Source organism: Streptomyces sp. JH002, from assembly GCF_050916115.1.
Lineage (GTDB): Bacteria > Actinomycetota > Actinomycetes > Streptomycetales > Streptomycetaceae > Streptomyces > Streptomyces xiamenensis.
The window spans coordinates 3,718,788-3,744,066 of sequence record NZ_CP087989.1 but is presented as its reverse complement, the minus strand read 5'-3'; the positions used below and the strand labels follow the sequence as shown (position 1 = coordinate 3,744,066).

Genomic DNA, 25,279 nt, shown 5'->3' with positions numbered 1-25,279 from the left:
CACCATTGCGTATCGAACGGTTAGCCCGCAGGGCTGTCACAACGGCGGGGCCGCTTGGGCGCCGTGCGCCGGACATGCCAGGATCATCGGGCCATGACTGCGACGAGCACGACGACGCGAGAAGCCGAACCCACCGCCCTCCACACCCCCGTCATCGACTGGTTCGACGAGCATGCCCGCGATCTGCCCTGGCGGCGCCCCGAAGCGGGGGCGTGGGGGGTCATGGTCAGCGAGTTCATGCTTCAGCAGACCCCGGTCAACCGGGTGCTGCCCGTGTACGAGGAGTGGCTCACCCGCTGGCCACGCCCCGCCGACCTGGCCGCCGAGGCGGCCGGTGAGGCGGTCCGCGCCTGGGGCCGCCTCGGATATCCCCGCCGGGCGCTGCGGCTGCACGGCGCCGCCGCCGCCATAGCGGAACGGCACGGCGGTGATGTCCCCAAGGACCACCATCAGTTGCTGGCGCTGCCCGGCGTCGGGGAGTACACGGCGGCGGCCGTGGCCTCCTTCGCGTACGGACAGCGGCACGCGGTGCTGGACACCAACGTCCGCCGGGTCTTCGCCCGCGCGGTGAGCGGCTCCCAGTACCCGCCGAACGCCACCACCGCCGCCGAGCGCAAGCTGGCCCGCATGCTGCTGCCGGAGGACGACACAACAGCCTCGCGCTGGGCGGCGGCCACCATGGAGCTGGGTGCGCTGGTGTGCACGGCGCGCACGCCGTCGTGCGGTGGTTGCCCGATCGCCGACCTGTGCGCCTGGCGGGCGGCGGGCTCCCCCGCCCACGAGGGGCCGCCGCGCCGGGGCCAGACGTACGCCGGGACCGACCGGCAGGTACGCGGCAAACTGCTCGCCGTTCTGCGGGAGTCGACCCGGCCGGTGGAGCGGGCCGCGCTGGACGCGGTGTGGCACGACCCGGAGCAGCGGTCCCGCGCCCTGACCGGGCTGCTCACCGATGGTCTGGTGGAACGGCTGCCGGACGGGCGTTACCGGCTGCCCGGCACGGACTGACGCGGATCGCCGCTCCGGAGCCGGACCGGCCGGCCGCACGGCCGGTCACGGAGCGGCGGCGAACACCACCGAGACGGCGAGCCCCCCGTCCCGCCCCGGGCGGGCGGTGACCTTGGCCCGGTGGGCCTCGGCGATCGAGGCGACGATGGACAGGCCGAGACCGTGCCCCGAGACGCTGGTGCGGTCCTGGCCCAGCCGCTGGAACGGTTCGAAGAGCCGCTCCACCTGGCCGGGTTCCACCGGGGGGCCGGTGTTGACGACGGTGAGCGTGCGTCCGGCGAGCCGTACCGCCACGGTGCCGCCGGGCCGGTTGTACCGTACGGCGTTGTCCACCAGGTTGGTCACCAGGTGCCGCAGCAGCACCGGGTCCCCGGCCACCGGGAACGGTCCCACCGCGTCCAGGGAGACGGCGACCTCGCGTTCCGCCGCCCGTGGCCCCCCTTCCCTGATCGCCTGCCGGGCGGCGTCCGCCAGATCGCTCTCCCGGCTCTCCTCCTCGTCCAGGCCGAGATCGCTGCGGGCGAGCAGCAGCAGGGAGGCGATCAGCCGCTCGGCGTCCCGGTTGACGGCGAGCAGTTCCTCCCGTACCTCCGCCAGCCCGTCCGGGAGCGGATCGGCGAGCCCCACCTCCAGGCTGGTGCGCTGGACGGCCAGCGGGGTGCGCAGTTCGTGCGAGGCGTTGGCGACGAAGCGGCGGCGGCTCTCGAAGGACTTCTCCAGCCGGTCCAGCATGCTGTCGAAGGTGGAGGCGAGCCGGTGCAGTTCGTCGTCGGGGCCGGTGAGCGCGAGGCGTTCGTGCAGATGCTGCTCGCTGATCCGGCGGGCGGTGTCGGTGACGGCGGCGACCGGCCGCAGCGCCCGGCCGGCGAGCCACCAGCCCATGAGGCCGGTCAGCGCGGCGATCAGCACCAGGCCGATCGCGGACCACAGCAGCAGCTGCCGGAGCACGGTGTCCTGCACCGCGCGTACCGTCTCGTCCACCAGGCGCAGGGCCACCGCGTCCGGCAGGGGCTCCCGGGGTGCGGGCGATGTCCCGGCCCCCGTGGGTCCCACCGGTCGCATCGGGCCCACGGACCCGCTCTCGTGGCACCCGGCGTCCGCGGGTCGCGTCAGGCAGTCCAGGCGGACCACCTCCATGGAGCCGACCTGCTGGGCCGTGCCGTGCCGGGCCAGCAGCACCACGAAGGTGAGCAGGGCGACGCCGGCGAGCAGGAGCAGGCCGGTGATGGCCAGGGCGAGGCGGGCGCGGAAGGTCGGCCGGGGCAGGCGTCGCCACCTGCCGGGCCCGCCGCGCTGATCCGGCCTCCCCGGACCCGTCAGCCGCACAGCCGGTACCCCTCGCCGGTGTCCGCGGCGATGAGGTCCGGGGTGCCCAGCTTGCCGCGCAGCCGGCTGACGGTGGCGCGCACGGCGCTGGTCCGGGGGTTCAGGTGCTCGTCCCACACGGCGCGCACCAGTTCCCGGTGGGGCACCGCCTCGCCGCCCGCCTCCATCAGCATCCGCAGGACGGCGAACTCCTTGGGCGTGAGCTCCAGGGGGGTGCCGTCGATCCTGACCTCGTGCCGGGCCCGGTCCAGGACGATGCCGCCGTGCCGCAGGGCGACCGCCGCCGGTTTGGGGGCGCGGCGGCTCAGGGCCCGTACCCGGGCGACGAGTTCGGCGAAGTCGAAGGGCTTGGCGAGATAGTCGTCGGCACCCAGCCGCTCCAGGCCGTAGACCCGGTCCCCGATCTCCCCGGCGGCCGTGAGCATGAGGATGCGCGGCCGGTCGGCCCGTTCGTTGAGCCGCCGGCACACCTCGTCGCCGGTCAGCACCGGCAGGTCGCGGTCCAGGATCAGCACGTCGTACTCGGTGAGCAGACACATCCGCTCGGCCTCGTCGCCCGACGCGGCGATGTCGACCGCCATGGACTGCCGGCGCAGGCCGGTGGCGATGTTCCGCGCGAGCACACGGTGGTCTTCGGCTACCAGGATCCGCATGGCGCCGATGAAAGCACGGGCCCGGTTGCAGCACGGTAAGCGTGCGCGGCGGCGGAGCTTATCCGCGTGTAACGGGCCTTACCCGCCTGCGAACGCCCGCCTGCTGTGCTCTGCGGCATGAACTTCGTCAAGCGCGCGGCCCACAGCCTCGCCGCCCGGAAGGGCAGAACCGCGATGCTGCTGGGGATCTTCCTGGTCATCGGCGTGCTGCTCCTCGGCAGTTCCCTGCTGCGCGGCGCGACGGCCCGGCAGGAGGCCGACGCCCAGCGCCGGATCGGCGTGGACGTCACGGTGCGCGGGGACGGGCTGACCACGGACACCGCCGCCGCGCTGGGCGGGTCGCCCCTGGTGGAGCGGTACAACCCGATGCTGCGGGGGACCACGGCGCCGCCGGGTCTTGACCCGGTCACCCCGGACGCGCCGGAGCCGGCCGGGGCGGAGGACGACGGCCGGGACGGCGCCGGGGGCGACGGGCTGGCACTGAGCGGGATACGGGACAGCGGGCTGCTGCCCGGCTTCGCCCGGGGCCGTACGGAGCTCGTCGCCGGCCGCGGCATCACCGCACACGACGCGGACCGCGAGGTGCTCCTGCTGGAGGAACGGCTGGCCGAGCGGAACGGGCTGCGGGTCGGGGACACCGTCGAACTGGCCTCGCCGGACGGCACGGTACGCACCCCCTTCGAGATCATCGGCCTCTACCGCACACCGCTGCCCACCCCCGCCGCGTGGGTGCCGCCCCGCGACATCCCCGCAAACCAGCTCTACGCGCCCCTTGCGGCGGTCTCCGCGCTCGGGTTCGGCAGCGCGCTGGACGAGACGGTCCTCAAGGCCGGTTCCCCGGACGCGGCGCGGGAACTGGCGGCACTGGCCGAAGACCTGCTGGGCCCGGACGGGTTCCGCGCCGACATCAACGACAAGGCGTACCGGGAACAGGTCGAGCCGATCCAGCGGGCCGGCGCGCTCGCGGGGGTCTTCGGGTGGCTGGCCTCGCTGGGCGGAGCGGCGGTGCTCGGGCTCATCGTGACGCTGGAGATCCGGTCCCGGCGCGCCGAACTGGGGATGCTGCTCTCCCTCGGTGAGCGGAAGTGGAAGCTCATCGGCCAGCACACGGCGGAGGCGGTGGCCGTCGCCGTTCCCGCCCTGGCGCTGGCGGCCGTGCTCGGGCTGGTCCTGGCCCGGCCGGCGGGCGAGGCGCTGCTGCCGCCGTCACCGGACGGGCCCGCTCCGTTGCTGATGACGGCCGGCGATGTGGGCTCGGTCGCCGCGATCGGGCTCGGCATCGCACTGGCGTCCACCGTCCTGCCCGGCGCCGCCATCGTGCGCCTGCACCCGCGCTCCCTCCTCACCCACAGCGAATAACCGAAGGCGAACACGGTCATGAACGTCATCACCCGCGCGGCGCTGAGCCTGCGCTCCCGCCCCGGCAGAACCCTGCTCCTGCTGCTGACCTTCCTGGTCATCTCCGTCATGGTGCTCAGCGGCGTCCTCATCAGGGACGCCGCGGCGCAGGCCGGACGGGAGGCGAGGGAACGGGTCGGCGCCGAGGTCGCACTGGACCTCGACATGGACGCGCTGGTCAGCGGCGGGCAGCTGACCGCGCCGCGGATCGGTGCGGAGACGGTGGACCGCATCGGCGGCTCCCCGCTGGTCGAGAAGCACACCTACCGGTCCTTCGACGGCACCCGGCTGCTCGGCGGGCACTCCACCGTCGGCGACGGGTTGGGCGACGGCCACACCCTGGTGCACGGTGTCCTGGACTCCTCGCTGCTGCCCGACTTCAGCAGCGGAACCTGGCGGCTGCTGTCCGGCGCGCCGATCACGGCCGAGGACCAGGACCGGAACGTGATCCTCATCGAGGAGCGGCTGGCGCGGCACAACCGGCTCGCGGTGGGCGACACCCTCACCCTCACCGAGAACGACCCCGCGGGCGACAACCAGGAGGACTTCACCGTCCAGGGCATCTTCCGCAACCCCTCCGACGAGCCCGACCCGGAGTACTGGCAGGAGCCCGGGGACTGGCTGATCATCCCGGCGCGGGCGCTGAGCCGGCTGAACTCCGGGGGTGACGACGTGCCGGTGCAGGTCGGCTCGGCCACCTTCCAGCTGAAGGACCCCGCGACGTTCGACGCGTTCACCGCGATGGCCCGCGAGACGGCCGGGGCGGAGCTGGACGGGTTCGCGCTCACCGTCAACGACAAGGCGATCCGGCAGATGACCGGCCCGCTGCGCGGCATCACCGCGTCCGCGACGGCCGCCATGTGGCTGATCGGCGGGGCGGGCGCGGTCGTCCTGGGCCTGTTCACCGCGCTCACGGTCAAGGGCCGTCGCAGGGAGTGCGGCATCCTGCTGGCGATGGGCGAGCCGAAGGGGAAACTGATCGCTCAGCAGACCCTGGAGATCGTGGTGGTCGCGGCGTTCGCCATCGCGCTGAGCGCGGTCCTCGCCGAGCGGGTGACGCAGTGGGCGGGCGACGCGCTGCTGCGGCGGGAAGTCACCGCCGCCCACGAGGAGATCGACGCCTGGCAGGCCCCGGCGCCCGGCTCCACCGGGCTCGCCGAAGGCATCGACCCCCTGGACGCCCCGGTCGAGAACGCCGACCCCATCGACACCATCACCGTACGGCTCGACCCCTCGGCCGTGGGCACCCTCGCCGGCGCCGGGCTCGGCATCGGCCTGCTCGCCGCCGCCGTACCGGCCACCGCCGTCCTGCGCCTGACCCCCCGTACGATCCTCACGAAGGGCATCTGACCGTGACCGCGACGACCTCCACCACCGCGCAGCCGCCCGTCCTGTCCCTGACCGAGGTCAGCCACACGTACCAGGACCGGGGCCGCAAGAGCACCGTGCTGCGGCAGGTCAGCCTCGACTTCGAACGGGGCACCTTCTCCACGATCCTGGGCCCCTCGGGCAGCGGGAAGACCACGCTGCTCAGTCTGGCGGGCGGCCTGGAGAGCCCCACCAGGGGCACCGTCCGCTTCGACGGACAGGACGTGGCGGCGCTGGGGCTGCAGCGCTACCGCAACAGGCACGTGGCGACGATCTTCCAGCAGTACAACCTGCTGACGTACATGACGGCGCTGCAGAACGTCACCACCGCCATGGAGATCACCGGGTCCCGGCCCGCCGGCACGAGCCGCAGGGCCCACGCGCTCGAGCTGCTGGCGAAGGTCGGCCTGGACGGCGACCTGGCCCGCCGCAACGTGCTGAAGCTGTCCGGCGGTCAGCAGCAGCGCGTCGCCATCGCCCGGGCGCTCGCCTGCGACGTCGACGTGCTGTGCGCGGACGAGCCCACCGGCAATCTCGACGAGGAGACGGCCGGGGGCATCGTCGCGCTCTTCGGGGAACTCGCCCACGAGCAGCACAAGTGCGTCATCGTCGTCACCCACGACCAGGCGCTGGCCGCCGGGTCCGACCGGGTTCTGCACCTGCGCAAGGGCAAGGTCGGCACGGTCGCGCGGAAGCGGTGAGGACGGCCGTCAGCCGGCGGCCCGCGTGGTGACCTCGTCGATGGCGGCCACGGCCACGTCGGGCTCATCGACGTGGATGTAGTGGCCGCTGTTCTCCGCGGTGCTCAGCTCACTGTCCTCGGAGAGCGCCAGCCACTTGTTCTGGCCGGCGGTCCAGTCCTCCTCCAGGCCCTCCCCGTACTCGGGCACCTCGCCCAGGTACTGCTGACCGTGCTGGATCACCCGCACCGGGATGTCCCCGGCGGAGGCGACATCGCCGTCGGTGAAGACGAGCAGTTCCGGGTTCTCCCCGGCGAAGATCGCGAGGGTCTGCGCGCGCAGTTCGCCGGCCGGACCGGTGTCGGACTCGGGGATCCGGTCGCTGACATCGGCGACCGCGGTGGGCGAGGTGCTGTCCAGCAGCACCAGCCCGGCGACCCGGTCCTGGTGGTCGGGGGCGTACCGGCCGGCGATCAGCCCGCCCATGGAGTGCCCGACGAGGACGACCGGTTCCTCACCCGCGACCTGGTCCAGCACGCCGGTCAGTGTCTCGCCGACGCTGTCGTAGTCCTGCGGGCCCCCGGGCTGGTCGCTGCCGCCCGCGCCGAGCCGGTCGTAGGAGCAGACGCGGCCGTCCGCGCTGAGCGTCTCCTGGAAGGGGGCCATGGTGGTCAGGTCGTCGCCGCCGCCGTGCAGCAGGACGACGAGCGGCCGGCCGTCCGCCGGTTCGCCCGAGCAGGACACCTTCACCGTGTGGTCACCGACGGTGATCGTCTGGGTTCCGGTGAGGAGGTCCTCGCCGGTGCCCTCCTCGGGGGCGGGGGCCGGGGCCGAGGAGTCACCGTCCGTGTCCGCGTCGCAGCCGACCAGCCCCACCCCGACGACGGCGCAGCACAGGGCGATTCCGGCGGTTGTCGCGAACTTCTGACGGCTCATGAGGTCCTCCGTGGGGGATGGCACAACGGGAAGGGCGCCGCGTGCGGCGCGCGCCGACATCCGGTACGGGCCAGGTCAACACCCCGGCGCACACGCTGGATTCGGCCACGCGATTCACCCTAGGGGATGGCTGTCCCGGCCTTCCATGGCCCAAGATCCCCGCCCAGGGGTGTCGCTGGCACCACCCCCGCAGCAGCCCCGGCCCCGGCCGGGAAGGACCGGGCGGGCAACACAGCGTGCCCGCCCGGGGATACGGCGCTGCCCTCCCCACTGACGGATCGGGCGGTCGCACCCCGCGCCACGGACACCGGCCCGCCCGTCGAGCGGTGACGCGATGTCACCGACGCGCCGTGACGGATGCCCCTTGAGTTACGGCACAGCGACCGTGCTGCCCGGCGGCCCCGTGAGCACAACACCCGGGCGGCCAACCTGTGGAACATCTACAAACTGGCTGCGGACTCGCGGCCCGGCGTTAAGCGGAATGCCTTGCGGGGAAGGGTCGTTCGGGGCCTCCCGGCCCTCAATCGTCCCCGCAGCATCCGCTGTACACCTTGTAGGAAGGGAACCATGCGTCATCTGGCCTGGCAGAAGTCCAGTTTCAGCGGCTCCGGCGGCAACGGAGCCTGCGTCGAACTGGCGGCCACCACCGCCGCGGTCTGGATCCGGGAGAGCGACGTCCCGGCCATCACTCTCGCCGCCTCACCCGCCGCCACCCGGGCGTTACTGACCCGCATCAAGACCGGCGGGCTCCACCTCCGGGACCACGCGCCGCGTCAGCGGTAGGCGCAGTCCGCCAGGTGGTCGTTGACCAGACCGCACGCCTGCATCAGGGCGTACGCCGTGGTCGGCCCGACAAAGCGGACGCCGCGCTTCTTGAGGTCCTTGGCCAGGGCCGTCGACTCGGCCGTCGTGGCCGGTATGTCATCGTGACCCATGGGCGCGGGACGGCCCTGCGCCACCGGGGCGTGCGACCAGATCAACTCGGTCAGCTCGCCCTTCTTCCACTCCGCGAGCACCCGCGCGTTGTGCAGCGTGGCGTCGATCTTCATCCGGTTCCGGATGATCCCCGGGTCCGCGAGCAGCCGGGCGGCGTCCTCCTCCGTGTACGCCGCCACCTTCTCGATCCGGAACTGCGCGAAGGCCGACCGGAAGCCCTCCCGGCGGCGCAGGATCGTCAGCCAGGACAGCCCGGACTGGAACGCCTCCAGGCACAGCCGCTCGAACAGCTCGTCGTCCCCCCGGACCTCCCGGCCCCATTCCGTGTCGTGGTACGCGCGGTAGTCGTCCGGCTGCACGCCCCAGGGGCAGCGCAGCCGCCCGTCCGGGCCGGCCACCGCACGCGTTGTGTCGCTCATGCCCCACAGTGTGCATCAGGGCACCGACAATCCCGCCCGGGCTCAGGCCGCCGCCCGGTACGGGACCTCCCGCAGATACATCGCGCCACAGGTGTGGCAGGACGGCTCCGCGGTGTTCCCCCACTCCCGGTCCGACCGCCGCTCAACACCGTCCCCCATCTCCTTGCCGCACATGGCGACGTTCCCGTCCCCCTCACGCACCATGTGCCACCACTTCACAGCCCCGGGTTCACCGGGATCGACGTACTCCGCCCACATCGTGTGCGACGAAGCCATGGCGGCTCACCTCCTTGTAACGCCCTCCTTCCATGATGGAACTCCCCCTCACGGGATGCGAGCCGAACGCCTACGCTCCTGTCCATGGATCCGACCGGGGGCGGGCTCCGACTCGCATCGAGTGTCATCGCGCCGTTGATCAAGAAACTCTTCCACCAGGACGGCCCGGGCGCCGGCCTGGTCGACCGCCCGGTGCGCATCTCCGCACTGGTGTCCTTCCGTGGCGAGACGCGCACGCTGGGCGAGAAGGAACTGCGCAAGCTCAGCGGGGAGCTGGTCGCCCGCGCCACGAAGGCGGCGGGCCCGCACGAGGCCCCCACGGCCGAGGTGCGGGAGGAACTGACCGACGCCCTGACCCGGTCCCTCAGTGACCTCGGCCGGCTGGACATGGACGACGTCCAGGCCGTCCGGCTGGGCCCGGAACGCCTGGCGGCCCGCATCGCCCACCCCGGCGACCTCTCGGCGGCGGCCGGGGCCCGCTACGACGGACTCCTCCTGGCCACCTGCGTCCACATCCTGAACTTCTTCACCCAGCGCTCGACGTTCGTCGCCCGCACCCTGGTCGAGCAGAGCCGCGATCTGGACCTCCTGATCCGGAAAGTGGACCTGCTGGCCGAGCGCATCCCCCTCCAGACGGTGGAGGACGCCCGCTTCGAGGAGCGGTACCTCCGCTACATCACCGACAAGCACAGCACCCTCACCATCTACGGGATCGACCTCCACCAGTCCCGGGACTGGCCCCTGGACACCGCCTATCTGAGCCTGCGGACGACGGAGCGCGACGCGCCCCACCCGGTCGGGGAGAGCGAGGCCGAGGAGTCGGCGACGCCGCCGAGCCCTCCCCAGCCCGCCGACCGCGCCCTGGCGGGCCGTGACCGGGTCCTGCTGCGCGGCGAGGCCGGGTCGGGCAAGAGCACCCTCGTCCAGTGGCTCGCCACCACCACCGCCCGCCAGGAGGCGGCGGACGGTATGACCCACCTCCTGGGCCGCATCCCCTTCGTCCTGCCGCTGCGGACCCTCACCCGGGGCGGCCGGGATCTCCCCTCCCCCGACGCCTTCCTGTCCGCCGTCGGCTGCCCGTTCCACACCGCCCAGCCGGCCGGCTGGATCGACCGGGTCCTGGCTTCCCGGCGCGGGCTGCTGCTGGTCGACGGCATCGACGAGATCCCCGAGGAGGACCGCGAGCCCGCCCGCCGCTGGCTGCGCGAGCTGCTGCACGCGTACCCCGGCAACCTGTGGCTGGTCACCTCCCGGCCCTCGGCGGTACGCGACAACTGGCTGGCGGGGGAGGGATTCACCGACCTCGCCCTCGCCCGGATGAGCCGGCAGGACATCGTCGCCTTCACCGACCGCTGGCACCGGGCGGCTCGGACGGAGCCCGCACTCGGCGAGCGCCTGCTGACGGCGATCCGCACCCAGCGGGACCTCGGACGGCTGGCCACCAACCCCCTGATGTGCGGCCTGATCTGCGCCCTGCACCGCGAACGGCGCGGCTATCTCCCGCACGGCCGCAAGGGGCTGTACGACGCCGCCCTGCTGATGCTGCTGGAACGCCGCGACCGCGAACGCGGCATCACCGGCACCCGCGTCGAACTGGACGCCGAATCGACGTCCCTGCTGCTCCAGAAACTCGCCTACTGGCTGATCCGCAACGGCCAGTACGAGATGGAGACGGACATCGCCCTCGGCCTGATCCGGCGGTTACTGCCGGCCATGCCGCATGTCGCCGGCCAGGGCACGGCCGAGGAGATCTTCCGCCATCTCCTGGACCGTTCGGGCCTGCTGCGCGAGCCGGCTCCGGGCACCGTGGACTTCGTCCACCGCACCTTCCAGGACTACCTCGGCGCCCGGGAGGCCGTGGAGGAACGGGACTTCGGCGTGCTGCTGCGCAACGCCCACCTGGATCAGTGGGAGGACATCCTCCGCATGGCGGTCGCCCACGCCCGCCCCGACGAACGCGCCGCTCTCCTCGGCTCCCTGGTGCGGCGGGGCGACGCGGAAGAGGGCCACCGGGTCCGCCTGCATCTGCTGGCCATGGCCTGTCTGGAGCAGGCCACCCAGTTGGACCCCGCTGTCCGGGAGCTGGTGGAACGGCGGGCCTCCGCGCTGATCCCGCCGCGCCTGGAGTCCGAGGCCAACCGGCTGGCCGACCTCGGGCCCGTGGTCCTGGAGCTGCTTCCGGGGCCGGAAGGGCTGTCCGAGCAGGAGGCACGCGCCGTGGTCATCACGGCCACCCGTATCGGCACGGACGCCGCCATTCCCCGGCTGGTGCCCTACTGCCGGCACCCTTCGCCCTCCGTACGGAGCTGGCTCGCCTCCGAGTGGAGCTCCTTCGACACCGAGAGGTACGCGCGGGAGGTGCTGTCCCAGCTCTCCCGGGAGGGCCACTACCGGATCGCCGCGTCCACCCCGCGAGAGCTGGAACTGCTGCGCGACCTGCCGGACCACCGGTACTACTCGCTGCGCGGGAACTTCACAGCCGCCGAGGTCAGCCGGGCCCTGGACGGAAAGGATGTGGCCGAAGTCCATCTCTTCCTCGGTGACCGACTGTACGAACTCGGCTTTCTCCACCGGTTTCCCGGACTGCAGCGGCTGCTCCTGTCGAATGTGACCGGACAGGACGACCTCTCGGCACTCGCCGGCCTCCCGATCAGCAGCCTGAATCTGCGGGGCCCTGGGAACGCCGGCGACCTGGGATGGATGAACGAGCTGCCTCACCTCTGCGAGCTCTATCTGTGGGACGACGTCATCCACGGCGATCTGACCACGCTCCCCGCCAGGGCGGCGCTCGTGCAGTTGAGCCTGCCCGGGTACGTCGAGGATCTGACCGGCATCGCCGGCTGGCCGACACTGCGCGGCCTGAGACTCCAGGAACGGCACAGCCGGATGGGCGCCGCGAGCTGGAACGCCGTCGCCGCCCTGCCTGCGCTCTCCTCACTGGCCGTCCCCGCCGTGGGATTCTCCGAGCTGACCGGCACCGGCCTGTGCTTTCCGACGGTCACCACACTGACGGCCGACATCTCCGAGGCACCGCACCGGCTGTCCGCCGTCGCCGACAGCTTCCCGTCACTGGCCACCCTCAACCTGACCGGCCTGCGCCGCGTCCCCGTCTCCCTGGCGCCGCTCGCCGCGCTCCCCGGCCTGCGCCGGATCACCTGCTCCGACACCATCCCGGTCACCGACGCCGATCAGCTCCCTCCCCACATCAGCGTCCTGCTCCAACCCCCGGCCCGCTACTGACCCCGTACACCCCCGCACACGCCGAGGCCCCCGCAACCCTGACGGGTTGCGGGGGCCTCGGACCGGCTCAGTGGCCAGGGGTCGCCCTACGCCTCCTTGGAGAGGTTCGGGCCACCCTTCGCCGCCTGCTCGACCGGGGGGGTGTCCGGCAGAGAGGACTTCTCCTCGCCGCGGAAGGTGAACTTCTTGTCGTCCCCTTCACCCTCCGTGTCGACCACCACGATGTGACCGGGGCGCAGCTCGCCGAAGAGGATCTTCTCCGACAGGATGTCCTCGATGTCGCGCTGGATCGTCCGGCGCAGCGGGCGGGCGCCGAGGACCGGGTCGTAGCCGCGCTTCGCCAGGAACTGCTTGGCGTCCGTCGACAGCTCGATCCCCATGTCGCGGTCCTTCAGCCGCTCGTCCACCTGGGCGATCATCAGGTCCACGATCTGGATGATGTCGTCCTGCGTCAGCTGGTGGAAGACCACCGTGTCGTCGACACGGTTGAGGAACTCCGGCCGGAAGTGCTGCTTCAGCTCGTCATTGACCTTGGCCTTCATCCGGTCGTACCCGGTGGCGACATCGCCGGCCACCGCGAAGCCCATGTTGAAGCCCTTGGAGATGTCACGCGTCCCCAGGTTGGTGGTCATGATGATGACGGTGTTCTTGAAGTCCACGACCCGGCCCTGGGAGTCGGTCAGACGACCGTCCTCCAGGATCTGCAGCAGCGAGTTGAAGATGTCCGGGTGCGCCTTCTCGACCTCGTCGAAAAGGACCACCGAGAACGGCTTGCGCCGCACCTTCTCCGTCAGCTGGCCGCCCTCTTCGTAGCCCACGTATCCGGGCGGGGAACCGAAGAGACGCGAGACCGTGTGCTTCTCGCCGAACTCCGACATGTCGAGCGCGATCAGCGCGTCCTCGTCGCCGAACAGGAATTCGGCGAGCGTCTTGGACAGCTCCGTCTTACCGACACCGGAGGGGCCGGCGAAGATGAACGAGCCACCGGGGCGCTTCGGGTCCTTCAGACCTGCCCGCGTACGGCGAATGGCCTGCGAGAGCGCCTTGATGGCGTCCTTCTGCCCGATGACGCGCTTGTGGAGTTCGTCCTCCATGCGCAGCAGCCGGGAGGTCTCCTCCTCGGTCAGCTTGAAGACCGGAATACCGGTGGAAGCCGCCAGCACCTCGGCGATCAGTTCTTCATCGACCTCGGCGACGACATCCATGTCGCCGGACTTCCATTCCTTCTCGCGCTGCGCCTTGGCCGTCAGCAGCTGCTTTTCGTCGTCGCGCAGCGAAGCGGCCTTCTCGAAGTCCTGCGAATCGATCGCGGACTCCTTCTCCCGGCGCACGTTCGCGATCTTCTCGTCGAATTCCCGCAGGTCCGGCGGCGCGGTCATCCGGCGGATGCGCATCCGGGAGCCGGCCTCGTCGATCAGGTCGATCGCCTTGTCCGGCAGGAAGCGGTCCGAGATGTACCGGTCGGCCAGCTGGGCCGCCGCCACCAGCGCGGAGTCGGTGATGGACACACGGTGGTGCGCCTCGTACCGGTCCCGCAGACCCTTGAGGATCTCGATGGTGTGCGGCAGGGACGGCTCGGCCACCTGGATGGGCTGGAAGCGGCGCTCGAGGGCCGCGTCCTTCTCCAGGTACTTGCGGTACTCGTCCAGGGTGGTGGCACCGATGGTCTGCAGCTCGCCGCGGGCCAGCATCGGCTTGAGGATGCTCGCCGCGTCGATGGCGCCCTCGGCGGCGCCCGCGCCGACCAGGGTGTGCAGCTCATCGATGAACAGGATGATGTCGCCCCGGGTGCGGATCTCCTTGAGCACCTTCTTCAGGCGCTCCTCGAAGTCACCGCGGTACCGGGAGCCGGCGACCAGCGCGCCCAGGTCCAGGGTGTAGAGGTGCTTGTCCTTGAGGGTCTCGGGCACCTCGCCCTTGACGATGGCCTGCGCCAGCCCCTCGACGACGGCGGTCTTGCCGACGCCGGGCTCGCCGATGAGGACCGGGTTGTTCTTGGTGCGGCGGGACAGCACCTGCATGACCCGCTCGATTTCCTTCTCGCGCCCGATGACGGGGTCGAGCTTGGTCTCCCGGGCGGCCTGCGTGAGGTTGCGGCCGAACTGGTCCAGGACGAGGGAGGTGGACGGCGTGCCCTCGGAGGGGCCGGCGCCCGCGGTGGCCGCCTCCTTGCCGCCCGAGTAACCGGAGAGCAGCTGGATGACCTGCTGCCGCACCCGGTTGAGATCGGCGCCCAGCTTCACGAGGACCTGGGCGGCGACGCCCTCGCCCTCGCGGATCAGGCCGAGCAGGATGTGCTCGGTGCCGATGTAGTTGTGGCCGAGCTGAAGGGCCTCGCGGAGCGACAGCTCCAGGACCTTCTTCGCCCGGGGGGTGAAGGGGATGTGGCCGGAGGGCGCCTGCTGGCCCTGGCCGATGATCTCCTCCACCTGCTGACGGACCGCCTCAAGAGAGATCCCGAGGCTCTCCAGGGCCTTAGCGGCGACACCCTCACCCTCGTGGATCAGGCCCAGGAGGATGTGCTCGGTGCCGATGTAGTTGTGGTTGAGCATCCGGGCTTCTTCCTGAGCCAGGACGACAACCCGCCGCGCACGGTCGGTGAACCTCTCGAACATCGTTAATCGCTCCTCAGAGCGGTCAGGCAGTAAAGGGGTCGGTCCCCTCCCTGTCCTTCCGCAGCTTAGTCCCGCAACGGGGGACCGCTCATTCCGACTGTCTGCTCCTGTCCCCGGCCCCGGTGCCCCGAACAGGCGACATCAGTTCCAACCCGATGGTGCGAGACGATGTTCCCGCTGGCCAAGCTCTTGACCCCCGGATGAGTACGCCGACGGCGAACGCCGCCGGGCAACACACCCGGACCTACGGAAATCGCCCCTTCAGTCATGGGCAACCATGTGGGATTCCTACCCGTCAAGACTGACACTCCATGCCGCCGCGGCAACGGACATCCGCTACAGGCGAACGCGAATAATTCCTCAGCCGTGTTCCGGCCGGTCGGGGGACACCCGCAGCGCGCACACGCTGTGCGTCCGCGTGCCGACTGTGCGTAACCCTCGCATGCCGCGGTCGGCCGCTCAAGACATGACACCGGTGAACCGGCGGCCCCGGGACACACCGCGGGGGGCCGCCCACGGGGGTACGGCCCCCCAGGTGGGGAAGCGCTTGGTCCGCCGGGACAGGCCCGGCGGGGCGACTGAGCGCGGCCGGGGGAAGCACCCCCGGCGCCCGGCCGCTGAATCAGACGCCGGCCTTCTCGTAAGCCTCGCGAATGTTGGCGGGAACACGGCCCCGGTCATTCACGTCGAATCCGTTTTCCTTCGCCCACGCGCGGATTTTCGCGGTGTCCTGACCGCTTCCCGCCGCCGGGGCCGCGGTACGGCCACGGCCACGCGCACCACGACCGCTCCCGGCACGCCGGCCGGCCTTCACGTAGGGGTCGAGAGCGTCACGCAGCTTGTCCGCGTTTTCGGAGTTGAGGTCGATCTCGTAAGTCTTGCCGTCAAGGGCGAACGTAACGGTCTCCTCCGCCTCGCCACCGCTGAGGTCATCGAGGAGAAGGACCTGAACCTTCTGTGCCACCGGGCTGCTCCTCATTCATAGTCGCCGAATACCAATACATGCTTGCGGTGTAATCAAACCGCCATTCCTGGGAAAACACAAACCCCGAGTGCTGATTACCCGGCAACTCCATAAGACACAGAGGGACGATTCGGACATAACTCCCGCGCCTCTGTTGCTATCAGAGATGCAGCAGCATCCGACTGTTACCCAATGTGTTGGGCTTCACTCGCTCGAGACCGAGGAACTCCGCCACGCCCTCGTCATTGGAACGGAGCAGCTCGCTGTAGACATCCCCCGCGACCGGGGCTTCACCGATCTCGGTGAAGCCGTGGCGCATGAAGAACTCCACTTCGAAGGTCAGACAGAAAATGCGTCGAACACCGAGCCAGCGCGCCGTCTGGAGCAACTTCTCCAGTACCCGGTGGCCGACCGCGTGCCCCTTCAACTGGGGATCGACGGCCAGGGTGCGCACCTCCGCCAGGTCCTCCCACATGACGTGCAGGGCGCCGCAGCCGACCAGGCGGGCATCGGAGTCGCGTTCGGCCACCCAGAACTCCTGAATGTCCTCGTAAAGGGTCACCGTCGCCTTGTCGAGGAGGATGCGGTCGCGCGCGTAGAGATCGATGAGACGGCGCACCTCGGGCACATCCGAGGTCCTGGCCCTGCGGACCGTGACTTCCGTTACCCGGCGCGGGGCGTTCTTGGCTTCCGATGCGTCTGACACGAACGGAGGCTATCGCTGGGAAGGTCCCTCTTCCGGCCCGGGGGGCCGGTCGCGGGTTCCCTCCCGGGAGCTGTCCAGAGCGGTAACCCGGAGCGCGTCGCGCAATGCCTCGGTCTGCTCGGCCGACATCATCCCGAAGAATGCGACGAGGGCCGCGGCCGGGTTGTCCGACTCGGACCAGGCGTCATTCATCAATGCCGCAGAGTAAGCGGCCCGGGTGGAGACGGCCTCATAGCGATAGGCCCGCCCCTCCTGCTCGCGGCGGACCCAGCCCTTCTGGTGCAGGTTGTCCAGGACCGTCATCACCGTCGTATAGGCGATCGAACGATCCTGGCGCAGATCTTCGAGAACTTCCCGGACCGTCACAGGACGGTTCCACTCCCATACGCGGGTCATCACCGCGTCTTCCAGTTCACCCAATGGCCGAGGCACAGCTGAAGAATAGCCGCCGGGCGGCGGAATATGGCTTTGGTCCGGTTTGGTGAGCGCGCTCCCGCTCAGTCGCGGGTCTCGCCCGCGCCCGGCTCCGCCTTCGCCCGCGCGGCGAACGCCGCGTCCACGGCGGCGTCTTCCTTGTACTTGTTCGCCCCGCCCTGCGACTTGACCATCGTCACGATGACCCCGATGAAGGCGATGGCCATCACCGTGGGAGGGAAGAGTGCGGCGATGTAGTCCATGAGTGACCGGCCTCCTGTGTCCGTGCGGGACCACACTACCGACCGCACCGCGCGGAGCCGGAACCGGCGTCACCCCTCGCCCGGACCGCCCCCCTGCTCCGCGCCGTCCTTGTCCGGCGGCGGAGCGGCGGGGGCCGGCGGCTGCTGCGCCGGGGCGGGCTTGCGCCGGTGCGGCGGGAAGACCTCCGCGGGGGTCGGTACGGGCCGCTTGGGCTTCGCACCGGGCGCGGGCGCCTTCCCGGGGCGGCGCGGCTCCTGCTCGCCCCTGCCGCGCTCGTCACCGGCCTTCGCGAAGACGGGAGAACCCTTTGACGTGAACATAATCTGACATTAAGTGCTTAGCAGACAATCTGCACTTATTGCTCTGCCATACGGCGTGGCGCCGCCCCGCCCGGATCCCGGAGGCGTCAGGAACGGGTGGCGTTCCGCTCGTACACCAGCCGCAGCCCCACCAGCGTCAGCCACGGCTCGTGCTCGTCGATCACCGTCGCCTCGCGCAGCACCATCGGCGCCAGCCCGCCGGTCGCGATCACCGTCACATCGTCCGGATCGTCCGCCAGCTCCCGCGCCATCCGCTCCACCACGCCGTCCACCTGCCCGGCGAAGCCGTACAGGATGCCGGACTGCATCGACTCCACGGTGTTCTTGCCGATCACATGGCGCGGCCTGGCCAGCTCCACCTTCCGCAGCTGCGCGCCGCGCAGCCCCAGCGCCTCCACCGAGATCTCGATGCCCGGCGCGATCGCCCCGCCCGCGTACTCGCCGCGCGCCGAGACCGCGTCGTACGTCGTGGCGGTACCGAAGTCGACCACGATGCAGGGGCCGCCGTACAGCTCCACCGCCGCCACCGCGTTGATGATGCGGTCCGCGCCGACCTCCTTGGGGTTGTCCGTGAGGATCGGCACCCCCGTCTTCACTCCCGGCTCCACCAGCACCGCCGGGATGTCCCCGTAATAGCGCCGGGTCACCTCGCGCAGCTCGTGCAGCACCGAGGGCACGGTGGAGCACACGCAGATGCCGTCGATGCCGTCCCCCAGCTCCTCCCCCAGCAGCGGGTGCATGCCCATCAGCCCCTGGAGCAGCACCGCCAGCTCGTCCGCGGTGCGGCGGGCGTCGGTGGAGATCCGCCAGTGCTCGACGATCTCCTCGCCGTCGAACAGGCCGAGCACCGTGTGGGTGTTGCCGACATCGATGGTGAGCAGCATCCTCAGCCCCGCCCCTCGGCCGCGCGCAGGTCCAGACCGATGTCCAGGATGGGCGCGGAGTGGGTGAGCGCCCCCACCGCGAGGTAGTCGACGCCGGTGGCCGCGTACCGGGCCGCGTTCGCGAGGGTGAGCCGGCCCGAGGACTCCAGCACGGCGCGCCCCGCGGTCAGCTCCACGGCGCGGGCGGTGTCCTCGGGGGTGAAGTTGTCCAGCAGGATCAGGTCGGCGCCCTCGTCGAGCACCTCGGCCAGCTGGTCCAGGCGGTCCACCTCGACCTCGATCGGCACCCCGGGGAACTCCTCGCGCACCCGCCGGAACGCCTCCCCGACACCACCGGCCGCCACCACGTGGTTGTCCTTCACCAGGGCCGCGTCCGACAGCGACATCCGGTGGTTGACGCCGCCGCCGCAGCGCACCGCGTACTTCTCCAGGGCGCGCAGCCCGGGGGTGGTCTTGCGGGTGTCGCGGACCCGGGCGCCGGTGCCCTCCAGCACGTCCGCCCACGCCCGGGTGGCGGTGGCCACGCCGGAGAGCCGGCACAGCAGGTTCAGCGCGCCGCGCTCGCCGGTGAGCAGATCGCGGGTGCGGGCGGTCACCGACAGCAGCACCTGCCCGGCCTCGACCCGGTCCCCGTCCTCGGCGTGCCGTTCGACCTCGAACTCGTCCGTGCAGACCACGGACAGCACGGCCTCGGCGATCCGCAGCCCGGCGACCGTACCGGCCTCGCGGGCGGTGAAGTCGGCCGTCGCGACGGCGTCCTCGGGAACGGTGGCCACGGTGGTGACGTCGACCCCGTTGTCGAGGTCCTCCTCGATGGTGAGGTGCGCGATGTCCTCGACGAGCACCGGGTCAAGACCGGCGTCCGACAGCAGCGCCGCCAGATCGGGGTCCAGGCCGCACTCCAGCGGGTCGTGGGCCGGGCCGGCGCCGTCGTCGCCACAGCCGCAGCCGTCGCCGCAGCCTCCGGGAGCGGGGCCGGAGGCGCCCGGGGCGGTGCCGAAGGGCAGCAGGGTCAGCTCCACGGGGGCCGGCCGGGGCGGTGGGGTGGTCACGGGGTGTCTCCTCGGAACGAAAGCTCTGACTGATCGGGGCGTATGTACGGGTCGCGGGCGCCGTCGCCGCCCGGCCGCAGGGCGAGCACGAGGTGGTGCCGCCAGTTCTGGTCGTCCCGCCCCGGATGGTCCTCGCGCCAGTGGCAGCCGCGCGTCTCGGTGCGGCGCAGGGCGGCGGTCACCAGGACCCGGGCGACCAGATGCAGGTTAGCGGTCTCCCAGGTGTCGGCGCCGGGCTCGGCCGGCTTGCGGTCGGCCTCCGCGGGGCCGCCGGCCAGCTCGTCCAGGGCGCGGGCGGCGGCGGTGAGTCCCGCGTGGTCGCGCAGCACTCCGGCGCCCTCGGTCATGATCCGCTGGATGGCGGTCCTGGCCTCGGGGGGCAGCAGCCGTACGGACGGGGCGGTACCCGCCGGCCGGGCGCCGCTGGGGGCGGTGGCCTCCGTGCGGGGCGCCGACGCGATGTGCTGCGCGATGCGCTCGGCGAAGACCAGTCCTTCGAGGAGGGAGTTCGAGGCGAGCCGGTTGGCGCCGTGCACCCCCGTACAGGCGGTCTCGCCGCAGGCGTACAGGCCGGGCACCGTCGTCCGGCCGTGCAGATCGGTACGGACCCCGCCCGAGGCGTAGTGGGCGGCGGGCGCGACGGGGATGAGGCCGGTGACCGGGTCGATGCCGTGGGCGCGGCAGGCGGCCAGGATGGTGGGGAAACGGTGCTCCCACATGGCCGCCCCGAAGTGCCGGCCGTCGAGATACATGTGGTCGGTGCCGCGCTCGCGCATGCGCCGCATGATGCCCTTGGCGACGATGTCGCGCGGGGCCAGTTCGCCCAGCTCGTGCTGCCCGGTCATGAAGCGGACGCCGTCGGCGTCGACCAGGTGGGCGCCCTCGCCGCGCACCGCCTCGGAGATGAGCGGCTGCTGTCCCTCGGCCCCGGGGCCCAGGTACAGGACGGTGGGGTGGAACTGCACGAACTCCAGGTCGGAGACCTCGGCGCCGGCGCGCAGCGCGATGGCGACGCCGTCGCCGGTGGAGACCGGGGGGTTGGTGGTGGCGGAGAAGATCTGCCCCATGCCGCCGGTGGCGAGCACGACGGCGGGGGCCCGTACGGCTCCGACGCCGTCGTGCCGGCCCTCGCCCATGACGTGCAGGGTGACGCCGGCGGCGTGCCCTTCGGCGTCCTTGAGGAGGTCGAGCGCGAGGGCGTTCTCGATGGTCTCGATGCCGGCCGCGCGGACGGCGGAGAGCAGCGCGCGGGAGATCTCGGCGCCGGTGGCGTCACCGCCCGCGTGGGCGATGCGGCGCCGGTGGTGGCCGCCCTCACGGGTGAGGGCGATGGCACCGTCGTCGGTGGTGTCGAAGCGCGCGCCCTCGGCGATGAGCCGGCGCACGGCGCCGGGGCCCTCGGTGACCAGGGTGGTGACGGCCGCGTCGTCGCACAGCCCGGCGCCGGCGGTGTGGGTGTCGGCGCGGTGCTGCTCGGGGGTGTCGCCCTCGCCCAGGGCGGCGGCTATGCCGCCCTGGGCCCACCGGGTGGAGCCGTCGGTGAGCCGGGCCTTGGTGACGATGACGGTGCGCTGCCCGGCGGCGGCGCAGCGCAGCGCGACGGTGAGCCCGGCGACGCCAGAGCCGACCACGACGACGTCGGCGTCCACCTCCCAGCCGGCGGCGGGGGCGGGCAGCAGGGCGAGGGCGGGCGCGGGCCCGGCGGCGGGCGCGGAGGACGCGGCCGGGGCGGGGGTCGTGCCGGGTGCCGTCATCTCGGGGCTCCCAGGGTCAGCCGGGTGTTGTCGATCAGCCGGGTGCTGCCGACCTTCGCGGCCACCGCCATGATCGCCTCGCCGGTGTGGGTGTCGGGGACCTCGCGGAAGGTGGCCGGGTCCACCAGGGCCAGGTAGTCCAGGTCCAGGGGCGGGTTCAGCCCGGCCGCCTCGGTCAGGACGGTGTGCGCGGCGGCCCGCGCCGAGGCGGCGGAGCCGGTGCGCACGGCGGTCGCGGCGGCCAGGGCGGCGGCGTCGGCTGAGGCGCGTTCCTCGTGCAGGGCGGCCAGGGCCTGGGCGCGGTCGCCGAAGGGCGCCCTGCCGGCGGCGGCCCGGTCGGCGAGCGCGGCCTCGGCCGACAGCCGGTCGCGGGCCGCGAACAGCGCCCGGGACAGCGTCAGCGCGGTGCGCCGCTCCGCCGCGTTCAGGTAGCGGTTGCGGCTGGAGAGCGCCAGGCCGTCCTCCTCGCGCACCGTGGGGACGGCGACGATCTCCACTGGGAAGTTCAGATCGGCGACCATCCGCCGTACCAGCGCGACCTGCTGCGCGTCCTTCTCGCCGAACATCGCGTAGCGCGGGGCCGTCAGATGCAGCAGCTTGGCGACGACCGTCAGCATGCCGTCGAAGTGACCGGGCCGGGTGGCGCCCTCCAGCGGTTCGCCCATCGGGCCGGCGCTCAGCCGGACCAGGGGCTCGCCGGACGGGTACATGAGCGCGTCCGACGGTGCGAAGATCACATCGGCACCGGCGGCCTCGGCCACCCGGGCGTCGGCCTCCAGAGTGCGCGGGTAGCGGTCGAAGTCCTCGCCCGCCCCGAACTGGAGCGGGTTGACGTACACCGTCACGATCACCTGGCCGCCGGGCGGCAGCAGCGCGCGCGCCGCGCGGATGTTCGCCGCGTGCCCCTCGTGCAGCGCGCCCATGGTGGGGACGACCGCGCGCGGCGGCCCGGCACCGTACGGCTCGCCCAGCTCCCGCGGTGTGTGCACGATCCTCATCGGTCCTCGTCTCCTTCCGTCCCGCCCTCGTCGGGACCCGGGCCGTCCGCCAGCACGCCCAGCAGTTCCTGGGCCGCCTCCGGACGCAGCAGCCCGTGGTCCAGGGCGCGGTCGGCTGTGGTGCGCGCCATCGCCAGGTAGCCGGGCAGCGCGCCGGGGGCGTGCGCCCGCAGTTCGGCCAGGTGCGCCGCGACCGTACCGGCGTCACCGCGCGCCACGGGGCCGGTGAGAGCCGCGTCCCCGGAGCGCAGCGCGTTGTCCAGCGCCGCGCCCAGCAGCGGGCCGAGCATCCGGTCGGGAGCCTCGACCCCGGCGGTGCGCAGCAGTTCGAGGGACTGGGCGACGAGGGTGACCAGATGGTTCGCCCCGAGCGCCAGCGCCGCGTGGTACAGCGGACGGTCGCGCTCCTCGATCCACTCGGGTTCGCCGCCCATCTCGATGACCAGCGCCTCGGCGGCCAGCCGCAGCTCCAGCGGGGCGGTCACCCCGAAGGAGCAGCCGGCCAGCCGCTGCACGTCCACCGCCGAGCCGGTGAAGGTCATCACCGGGTGCAGGGCCAGCGGCAGCCCGCCGGCCCGGGTGGCGGGGTCGAGGACGGCGGTGCCGTACCGGCCCGAGGCGTGCGCGATCAGCTGGCCCGGGCGCACGGCCCCGGTCTCGGCCAGCCCGGCGACCAGCGCCGGCAGCGCGTCGTCCGGGACGGTCAGCAGGACCAGTTCGGAGCGGGCCAGTACCTCGGCGGGCTCGACCAGCGGCACCCCGGGCAGCAGCGCCTCGGCGCGCCGCCGGGAGGCGTCGGAGACCCCGGAGGCGGCGACCGGCCGGTGTCCGGCCAGGGCGAGGGCGGCGGCCAGCGCGGGGCCGACGCGGCCGGCGCCGACCACGCCCACGCGGAGCCGGGCGGGGCGGGAGGTGGTCACGACTCGTTCACGGCGCTCGCTCAGCCTCTTTCGCATCCGTTCCGGTCCGTGTGCTCGGTACCGGACGTCGACGCCATGCTACGGGCCCGGCGCGGTCACGGGCCCAGCCGCCTTTCGTTCCCGCCCGCCTGCACCAGGCCCGTCTCGTACGCGAGCACCACGGCCTGCACCCGGTCACGCAGCTGGAGCTTGGCGAGGATGCGGCCGACATGGGTCTTCACGGTGGCCTCGGAGACGAACAACTGCCCGGCGATCTCCCCGTTGGACAGGCCCTGCGCGATCAGCAGCAGCACCTCGCGCTCGCGGTCGGTGAGCTGCTCGATCTCGGGGTGGGCGGGCTGCCGCTCGGCCGGGATCAGCGTCATGAAGCGGTCCAGCAGCCGCCGGGTGGTGGAGGGGGCGACCACCGCGTCGCCGCTGTGCACGGAGCGGATGGCGGCCAGCAGTTCGTCCGGGGGCACGTCCTTGAGCATGAACCCGGCCGCGCCCGCCTTGAGGCCGGAGAAGGCGTACTCGTCGAGGTCGAAGGTGGTCAGGATCAGCACCTTGGGGTCCCCGGGGCCGCCCGCGCCCTCCTTGCAGATCCGGCGGGTGGTCTCCACCCCGTCCAGCCGCGGCATCCGCACATCCATCAGGACCACGTCCACGGTGGTGGAGCGCAGCACCTCCAGCGCCTCGACGCCGTCCCCGGCCTCGGCGGCGACCGTCATGTCCTCCTGGGCGTCCAGCACCATCCGGAAGCCGGTGCGCAGCAGGACCTGGTCGTCCACCAGCATGACTTTGATGGGCGGCTGCGGTGTCGTGGTCACCAAGGGGTCCTTCCTCGGGGCCGGGGCCCGGGGGTTGTGGCGCGCGGATCGTGGCTCGGGCGGTCGTGGTCGGGGCGGTGGGGCTCAGGGATGGGCGGCCAGTGGCAGTGTGGCGGAGATCCGGAAGCCGCCGCCGGGCCGGGGCCCGGCGAGCAGTTCGCCGCCGACCATCCCGACCCGTTCGCGCATCCCGATCAGCCCCTGCCCCAGACCGTCGACGCCACGCTCCTCGTACAGCTCGCGCTGCGCGCCGCGCCCGTCGTCCTCGGCGAGCACCGTCAGCGCGTCGCCCGCGTAGTCCAGGCAGACCCGGGCGCCGGCGTCGGGGCCGCCGTGCTTGCGGGTGTTGGTCAGCGCCTCCTGGACGATGCGGTACGCGGTCAGCTCGACGCCGCTGGGCAGCGGGCGCGGGGTGCCGCTGATCCGGAAGTCGACGGGCAGCCCGGTGTCGCGGACCTGGTCGACGAGTTCGGCGAGCTGCTCGACGCCGGGCTGCGGCACGTAGTCCTGCGCGGTGGCGGTGCTCGCGCCGTCCCCGCGCAGCACGCCCAGCAGCCGGCGCATCTCGGTGAGCGCCTGCCGCCCGGTGCCGGAGATGGTGGCCAGGGCGGTGCGGCACTGCTCGGGGTGGCTGTCCAGGACGTAGGCGGCGCCGTCGGCCTGCACCACCATCACGGACACGTTGTGGGCCACGACGTCGTGGAGTTCGCGGGCGATCCTGGCGCGTTCGGCGGCGACCGCGATCCGCGACTGGGTCTCGCGTTCGCGCTCCAGCCGGGCGGCGCGCTCCTCCAGCTCGGCGTAGTAGGCGCGGCGGGTGCGCAGCGAGTCGCCCAGCACCCAGGCGAGCAGGAACATCACGGTGAGGAAGACGGTGGAGACGATGGTGCCGGCCAGCGAGTCCTCGTTGCTGTCCGGCCAGCGCACGGAGGCCAGGCCCGGCGCGGTGAGCGAGGCGCCCAGCGCCAGCCGGGACGCCCAGCGCACCGGCCGGGACGCCACGGTGAACACGAGGATCAGGAAGACGAAGTCGGAGGGCATCGGCGGGACGTCGGCGGCCAGCTGGAACAGGCCCGCGGCGATGCCCACCAGCAGCGCCTTCTCCGGCGCCCGGCGGCGCACGGCCAGCGCGCCGGTCAGCGTCAGGGCGGTGACCATGGCCGCGGCCTCGGAGCCGCGGTACACGGAGTCCGCGTTGCCCGGCGCCACCAGCACCACCACGGTGCCCAACAGCCATACGACGCCCCAGAACCCGTCCACCCAGCCGGGGTGACGGCGCACGAGGTCGTAGAGCCGGTTCATGTCACCCACAGTAGGGATCGCGCCCGGCTCGGGAGTCAGC

At 72.2% G+C, this 25,279-nt stretch carries 24 protein-coding genes; 6 read left to right on the top strand and 18 right to left on the bottom strand.

Going from position 1 to position 25,279, the window contains the following annotated elements; translation table 11 throughout:
- The first annotated feature begins 93 nt into the window (after positions 1–93).
- Entirely contained in the window at positions 94–1,005 is a 912-nt protein-coding gene (locus H7827_RS16995) for an A/G-specific adenine glycosylase (protein ID WP_386540201.1), read from the top strand.
- Between the two features lie 45 nt (positions 1,006–1,050).
- Here H7827_RS16995 and H7827_RS16990 read toward each other — a convergent pair whose 3' ends face one another.
- The gene (locus tag H7827_RS16990) at positions 1,051–2,331 is read right to left on the bottom strand and encodes a sensor histidine kinase (RefSeq protein ID WP_432746271.1); all 1,281 of its coding nucleotides are present in this window, start codon (positions 2,329–2,331) and stop codon (positions 1,051–1,053) included.
- The gene (locus H7827_RS16985; RefSeq protein WP_432746269.1) at positions 2,322–2,984 is read right to left on the bottom strand and encodes a response regulator transcription factor; all 663 of its coding nucleotides are present in this window, start codon (positions 2,982–2,984) and stop codon (positions 2,322–2,324) included. The genes H7827_RS16990 and H7827_RS16985 overlap by 10 nt, the downstream gene beginning before the upstream one ends.
- Before the next feature lie 117 nt (positions 2,985–3,101).
- On the opposite strand from H7827_RS16985, the gene H7827_RS16980 reads away from it, so the two are divergent.
- Genes H7827_RS16980 through H7827_RS16970 form a run of 3 tightly spaced genes read left to right on the top strand, consistent with a single transcriptional unit; the run spans position 3,102 to position 6,451 of the window.
- The gene (locus tag H7827_RS16980) at positions 3,102–4,343 is read left to right on the top strand and encodes an FtsX-like permease family protein (protein ID WP_432746267.1); all 1,242 of its coding nucleotides are present in this window, start codon (positions 3,102–3,104) and stop codon (positions 4,341–4,343) included.
- 18 nt (positions 4,344–4,361) lie between these two features.
- The gene (locus H7827_RS16975; RefSeq protein ID WP_432746265.1) at positions 4,362–5,732 is read left to right on the top strand and encodes an ABC transporter permease; all 1,371 of its coding nucleotides are present in this window, start codon (positions 4,362–4,364) and stop codon (positions 5,730–5,732) included.
- 2 nt (positions 5,733–5,734) lie between these two features.
- The gene (locus H7827_RS16970) at positions 5,735–6,451 is read left to right on the top strand and encodes an ABC transporter ATP-binding protein (protein ID WP_386540208.1); all 717 of its coding nucleotides are present in this window, start codon (positions 5,735–5,737) and stop codon (positions 6,449–6,451) included.
- Between the two features lie 9 nt (positions 6,452–6,460).
- Here H7827_RS16970 and H7827_RS16965 read toward each other — a convergent pair whose 3' ends face one another.
- Positions 6,461–7,366, bottom strand: a complete 906-nt coding sequence (locus H7827_RS16965; protein ID WP_432746263.1) for an alpha/beta fold hydrolase — start codon at positions 7,364–7,366, stop codon at positions 6,461–6,463.
- A 567-nt stretch (positions 7,367–7,933) separates the two neighbouring features.
- Between H7827_RS16965 and H7827_RS16960 the strand changes: the two genes are divergently transcribed.
- Positions 7,934–8,149, top strand: a complete 216-nt coding sequence (locus H7827_RS16960; RefSeq protein ID WP_432746261.1) for a DUF397 domain-containing protein — start codon at positions 7,934–7,936, stop codon at positions 8,147–8,149.
- On the opposite strand, the gene H7827_RS16955 is transcribed toward H7827_RS16960, so the two are convergent.
- Positions 8,140–8,721, bottom strand: a complete 582-nt coding sequence (locus tag H7827_RS16955) for a DNA-3-methyladenine glycosylase I (RefSeq protein ID WP_432746259.1) — start codon at positions 8,719–8,721, stop codon at positions 8,140–8,142. The genes H7827_RS16960 and H7827_RS16955 overlap by 10 nt on opposite strands.
- 42 nt (positions 8,722–8,763) lie before the next feature.
- A complete protein-coding gene (locus H7827_RS16950; RefSeq protein ID WP_030734922.1) occupies positions 8,764–8,997 on the bottom strand; it encodes a hypothetical protein in 234 nt (77 codons plus the stop codon).
- A gap of 84 nt (positions 8,998–9,081) precedes the next feature.
- On the opposite strand from H7827_RS16950, the gene H7827_RS16945 reads away from it, so the two are divergent.
- Positions 9,082–12,237: an NACHT domain-containing protein gene (locus H7827_RS16945; RefSeq protein ID WP_432746256.1), complete on the top strand. Its 3,156-nt coding sequence runs from the start codon at positions 9,082–9,084 to the stop codon at positions 12,235–12,237.
- A gap of 86 nt (positions 12,238–12,323) precedes the next feature.
- On the opposite strand, the gene H7827_RS16940 is transcribed toward H7827_RS16945, so the two are convergent.
- The 13 genes from H7827_RS16940 to H7827_RS16880 form a co-directional block, all read right to left on the bottom strand.
- Positions 12,324–14,852 (bottom strand): ATP-dependent Clp protease ATP-binding subunit, encoded by a 2,529-nt coding sequence (locus H7827_RS16940; RefSeq protein ID WP_030734928.1) that lies wholly within the window; start codon positions 14,850–14,852, stop codon positions 12,324–12,326.
- Between the two features lie 622 nt (positions 14,853–15,474).
- Positions 15,475–15,816, bottom strand: a complete 342-nt coding sequence (locus tag H7827_RS16935) for a histone-like nucleoid-structuring protein Lsr2 (protein ID WP_030734930.1) — start codon at positions 15,814–15,816, stop codon at positions 15,475–15,477.
- Positions 15,817–15,976: 160 nt separating this feature from the next.
- Positions 15,977–16,522 carry an amino-acid N-acetyltransferase gene (locus H7827_RS16930; RefSeq protein ID WP_078635645.1) on the bottom strand — a complete coding sequence of 182 codons (546 nt, stop codon included), beginning with the start codon at positions 16,520–16,522 and terminating at the stop codon, positions 15,977–15,979.
- A 9-nt stretch (positions 16,523–16,531) separates the two neighbouring features.
- The gene (locus H7827_RS16925; RefSeq protein WP_432746253.1) at positions 16,532–16,954 is read right to left on the bottom strand and encodes a BlaI/MecI/CopY family transcriptional regulator; all 423 of its coding nucleotides are present in this window, start codon (positions 16,952–16,954) and stop codon (positions 16,532–16,534) included.
- A 65-nt stretch (positions 16,955–17,019) separates the two neighbouring features.
- Positions 17,020–17,199, bottom strand: a complete 180-nt coding sequence (locus tag H7827_RS16920; RefSeq protein ID WP_030734939.1) for a hypothetical protein — start codon at positions 17,197–17,199, stop codon at positions 17,020–17,022.
- Between the two features lie 69 nt (positions 17,200–17,268).
- Positions 17,269–17,520, bottom strand: coding sequence for a hypothetical protein (locus H7827_RS16915; protein WP_386540044.1), 252 nt, complete (start codon positions 17,518–17,520; stop codon positions 17,269–17,271).
- A gap of 86 nt (positions 17,521–17,606) precedes the next feature.
- Positions 17,607–18,404, bottom strand: a complete 798-nt coding sequence (locus H7827_RS16910) for a type III pantothenate kinase (RefSeq protein ID WP_200366354.1) — start codon at positions 18,402–18,404, stop codon at positions 17,607–17,609.
- Positions 18,405–18,406: 2 nt separating this feature from the next.
- Positions 18,407–19,456, bottom strand: coding sequence for a carboxylating nicotinate-nucleotide diphosphorylase (gene nadC / locus H7827_RS16905; RefSeq protein WP_386540043.1), 1,050 nt, complete (start codon positions 19,454–19,456; stop codon positions 18,407–18,409).
- The gene (locus tag H7827_RS16900; protein ID WP_432746250.1) at positions 19,453–21,210 is read right to left on the bottom strand and encodes an L-aspartate oxidase; all 1,758 of its coding nucleotides are present in this window, start codon (positions 21,208–21,210) and stop codon (positions 19,453–19,455) included. The genes nadC and H7827_RS16900 overlap by 4 nt, the downstream gene beginning before the upstream one ends.
- Positions 21,207–22,208: a pantoate--beta-alanine ligase gene (panC, locus tag H7827_RS16895; protein WP_432746248.1), complete on the bottom strand. Its 1,002-nt coding sequence runs from the start codon at positions 22,206–22,208 to the stop codon at positions 21,207–21,209. Before panC ends, H7827_RS16900 begins: the two co-directional genes overlap by 4 nt.
- Positions 22,205–23,164, bottom strand: coding sequence for a Rossmann-like and DUF2520 domain-containing protein (locus tag H7827_RS16890; RefSeq protein WP_052385357.1), 960 nt, complete (start codon positions 23,162–23,164; stop codon positions 22,205–22,207). The genes panC and H7827_RS16890 overlap by 4 nt, the downstream gene beginning before the upstream one ends.
- 59 nt (positions 23,165–23,223) lie before the next feature.
- On the bottom strand, positions 23,224–23,904 hold the full coding sequence (locus H7827_RS16885; protein WP_030734959.1) for a response regulator: 681 nt from the start codon (positions 23,902–23,904) through the stop codon (positions 23,224–23,226).
- Positions 23,905–24,021: 117 nt separating this feature from the next.
- Positions 24,022–25,239: a sensor histidine kinase gene (locus H7827_RS16880; protein ID WP_432746245.1), complete on the bottom strand. Its 1,218-nt coding sequence runs from the start codon at positions 25,237–25,239 to the stop codon at positions 24,022–24,024.
- Positions 25,240–25,279: the final 40 nt, after the last annotated feature.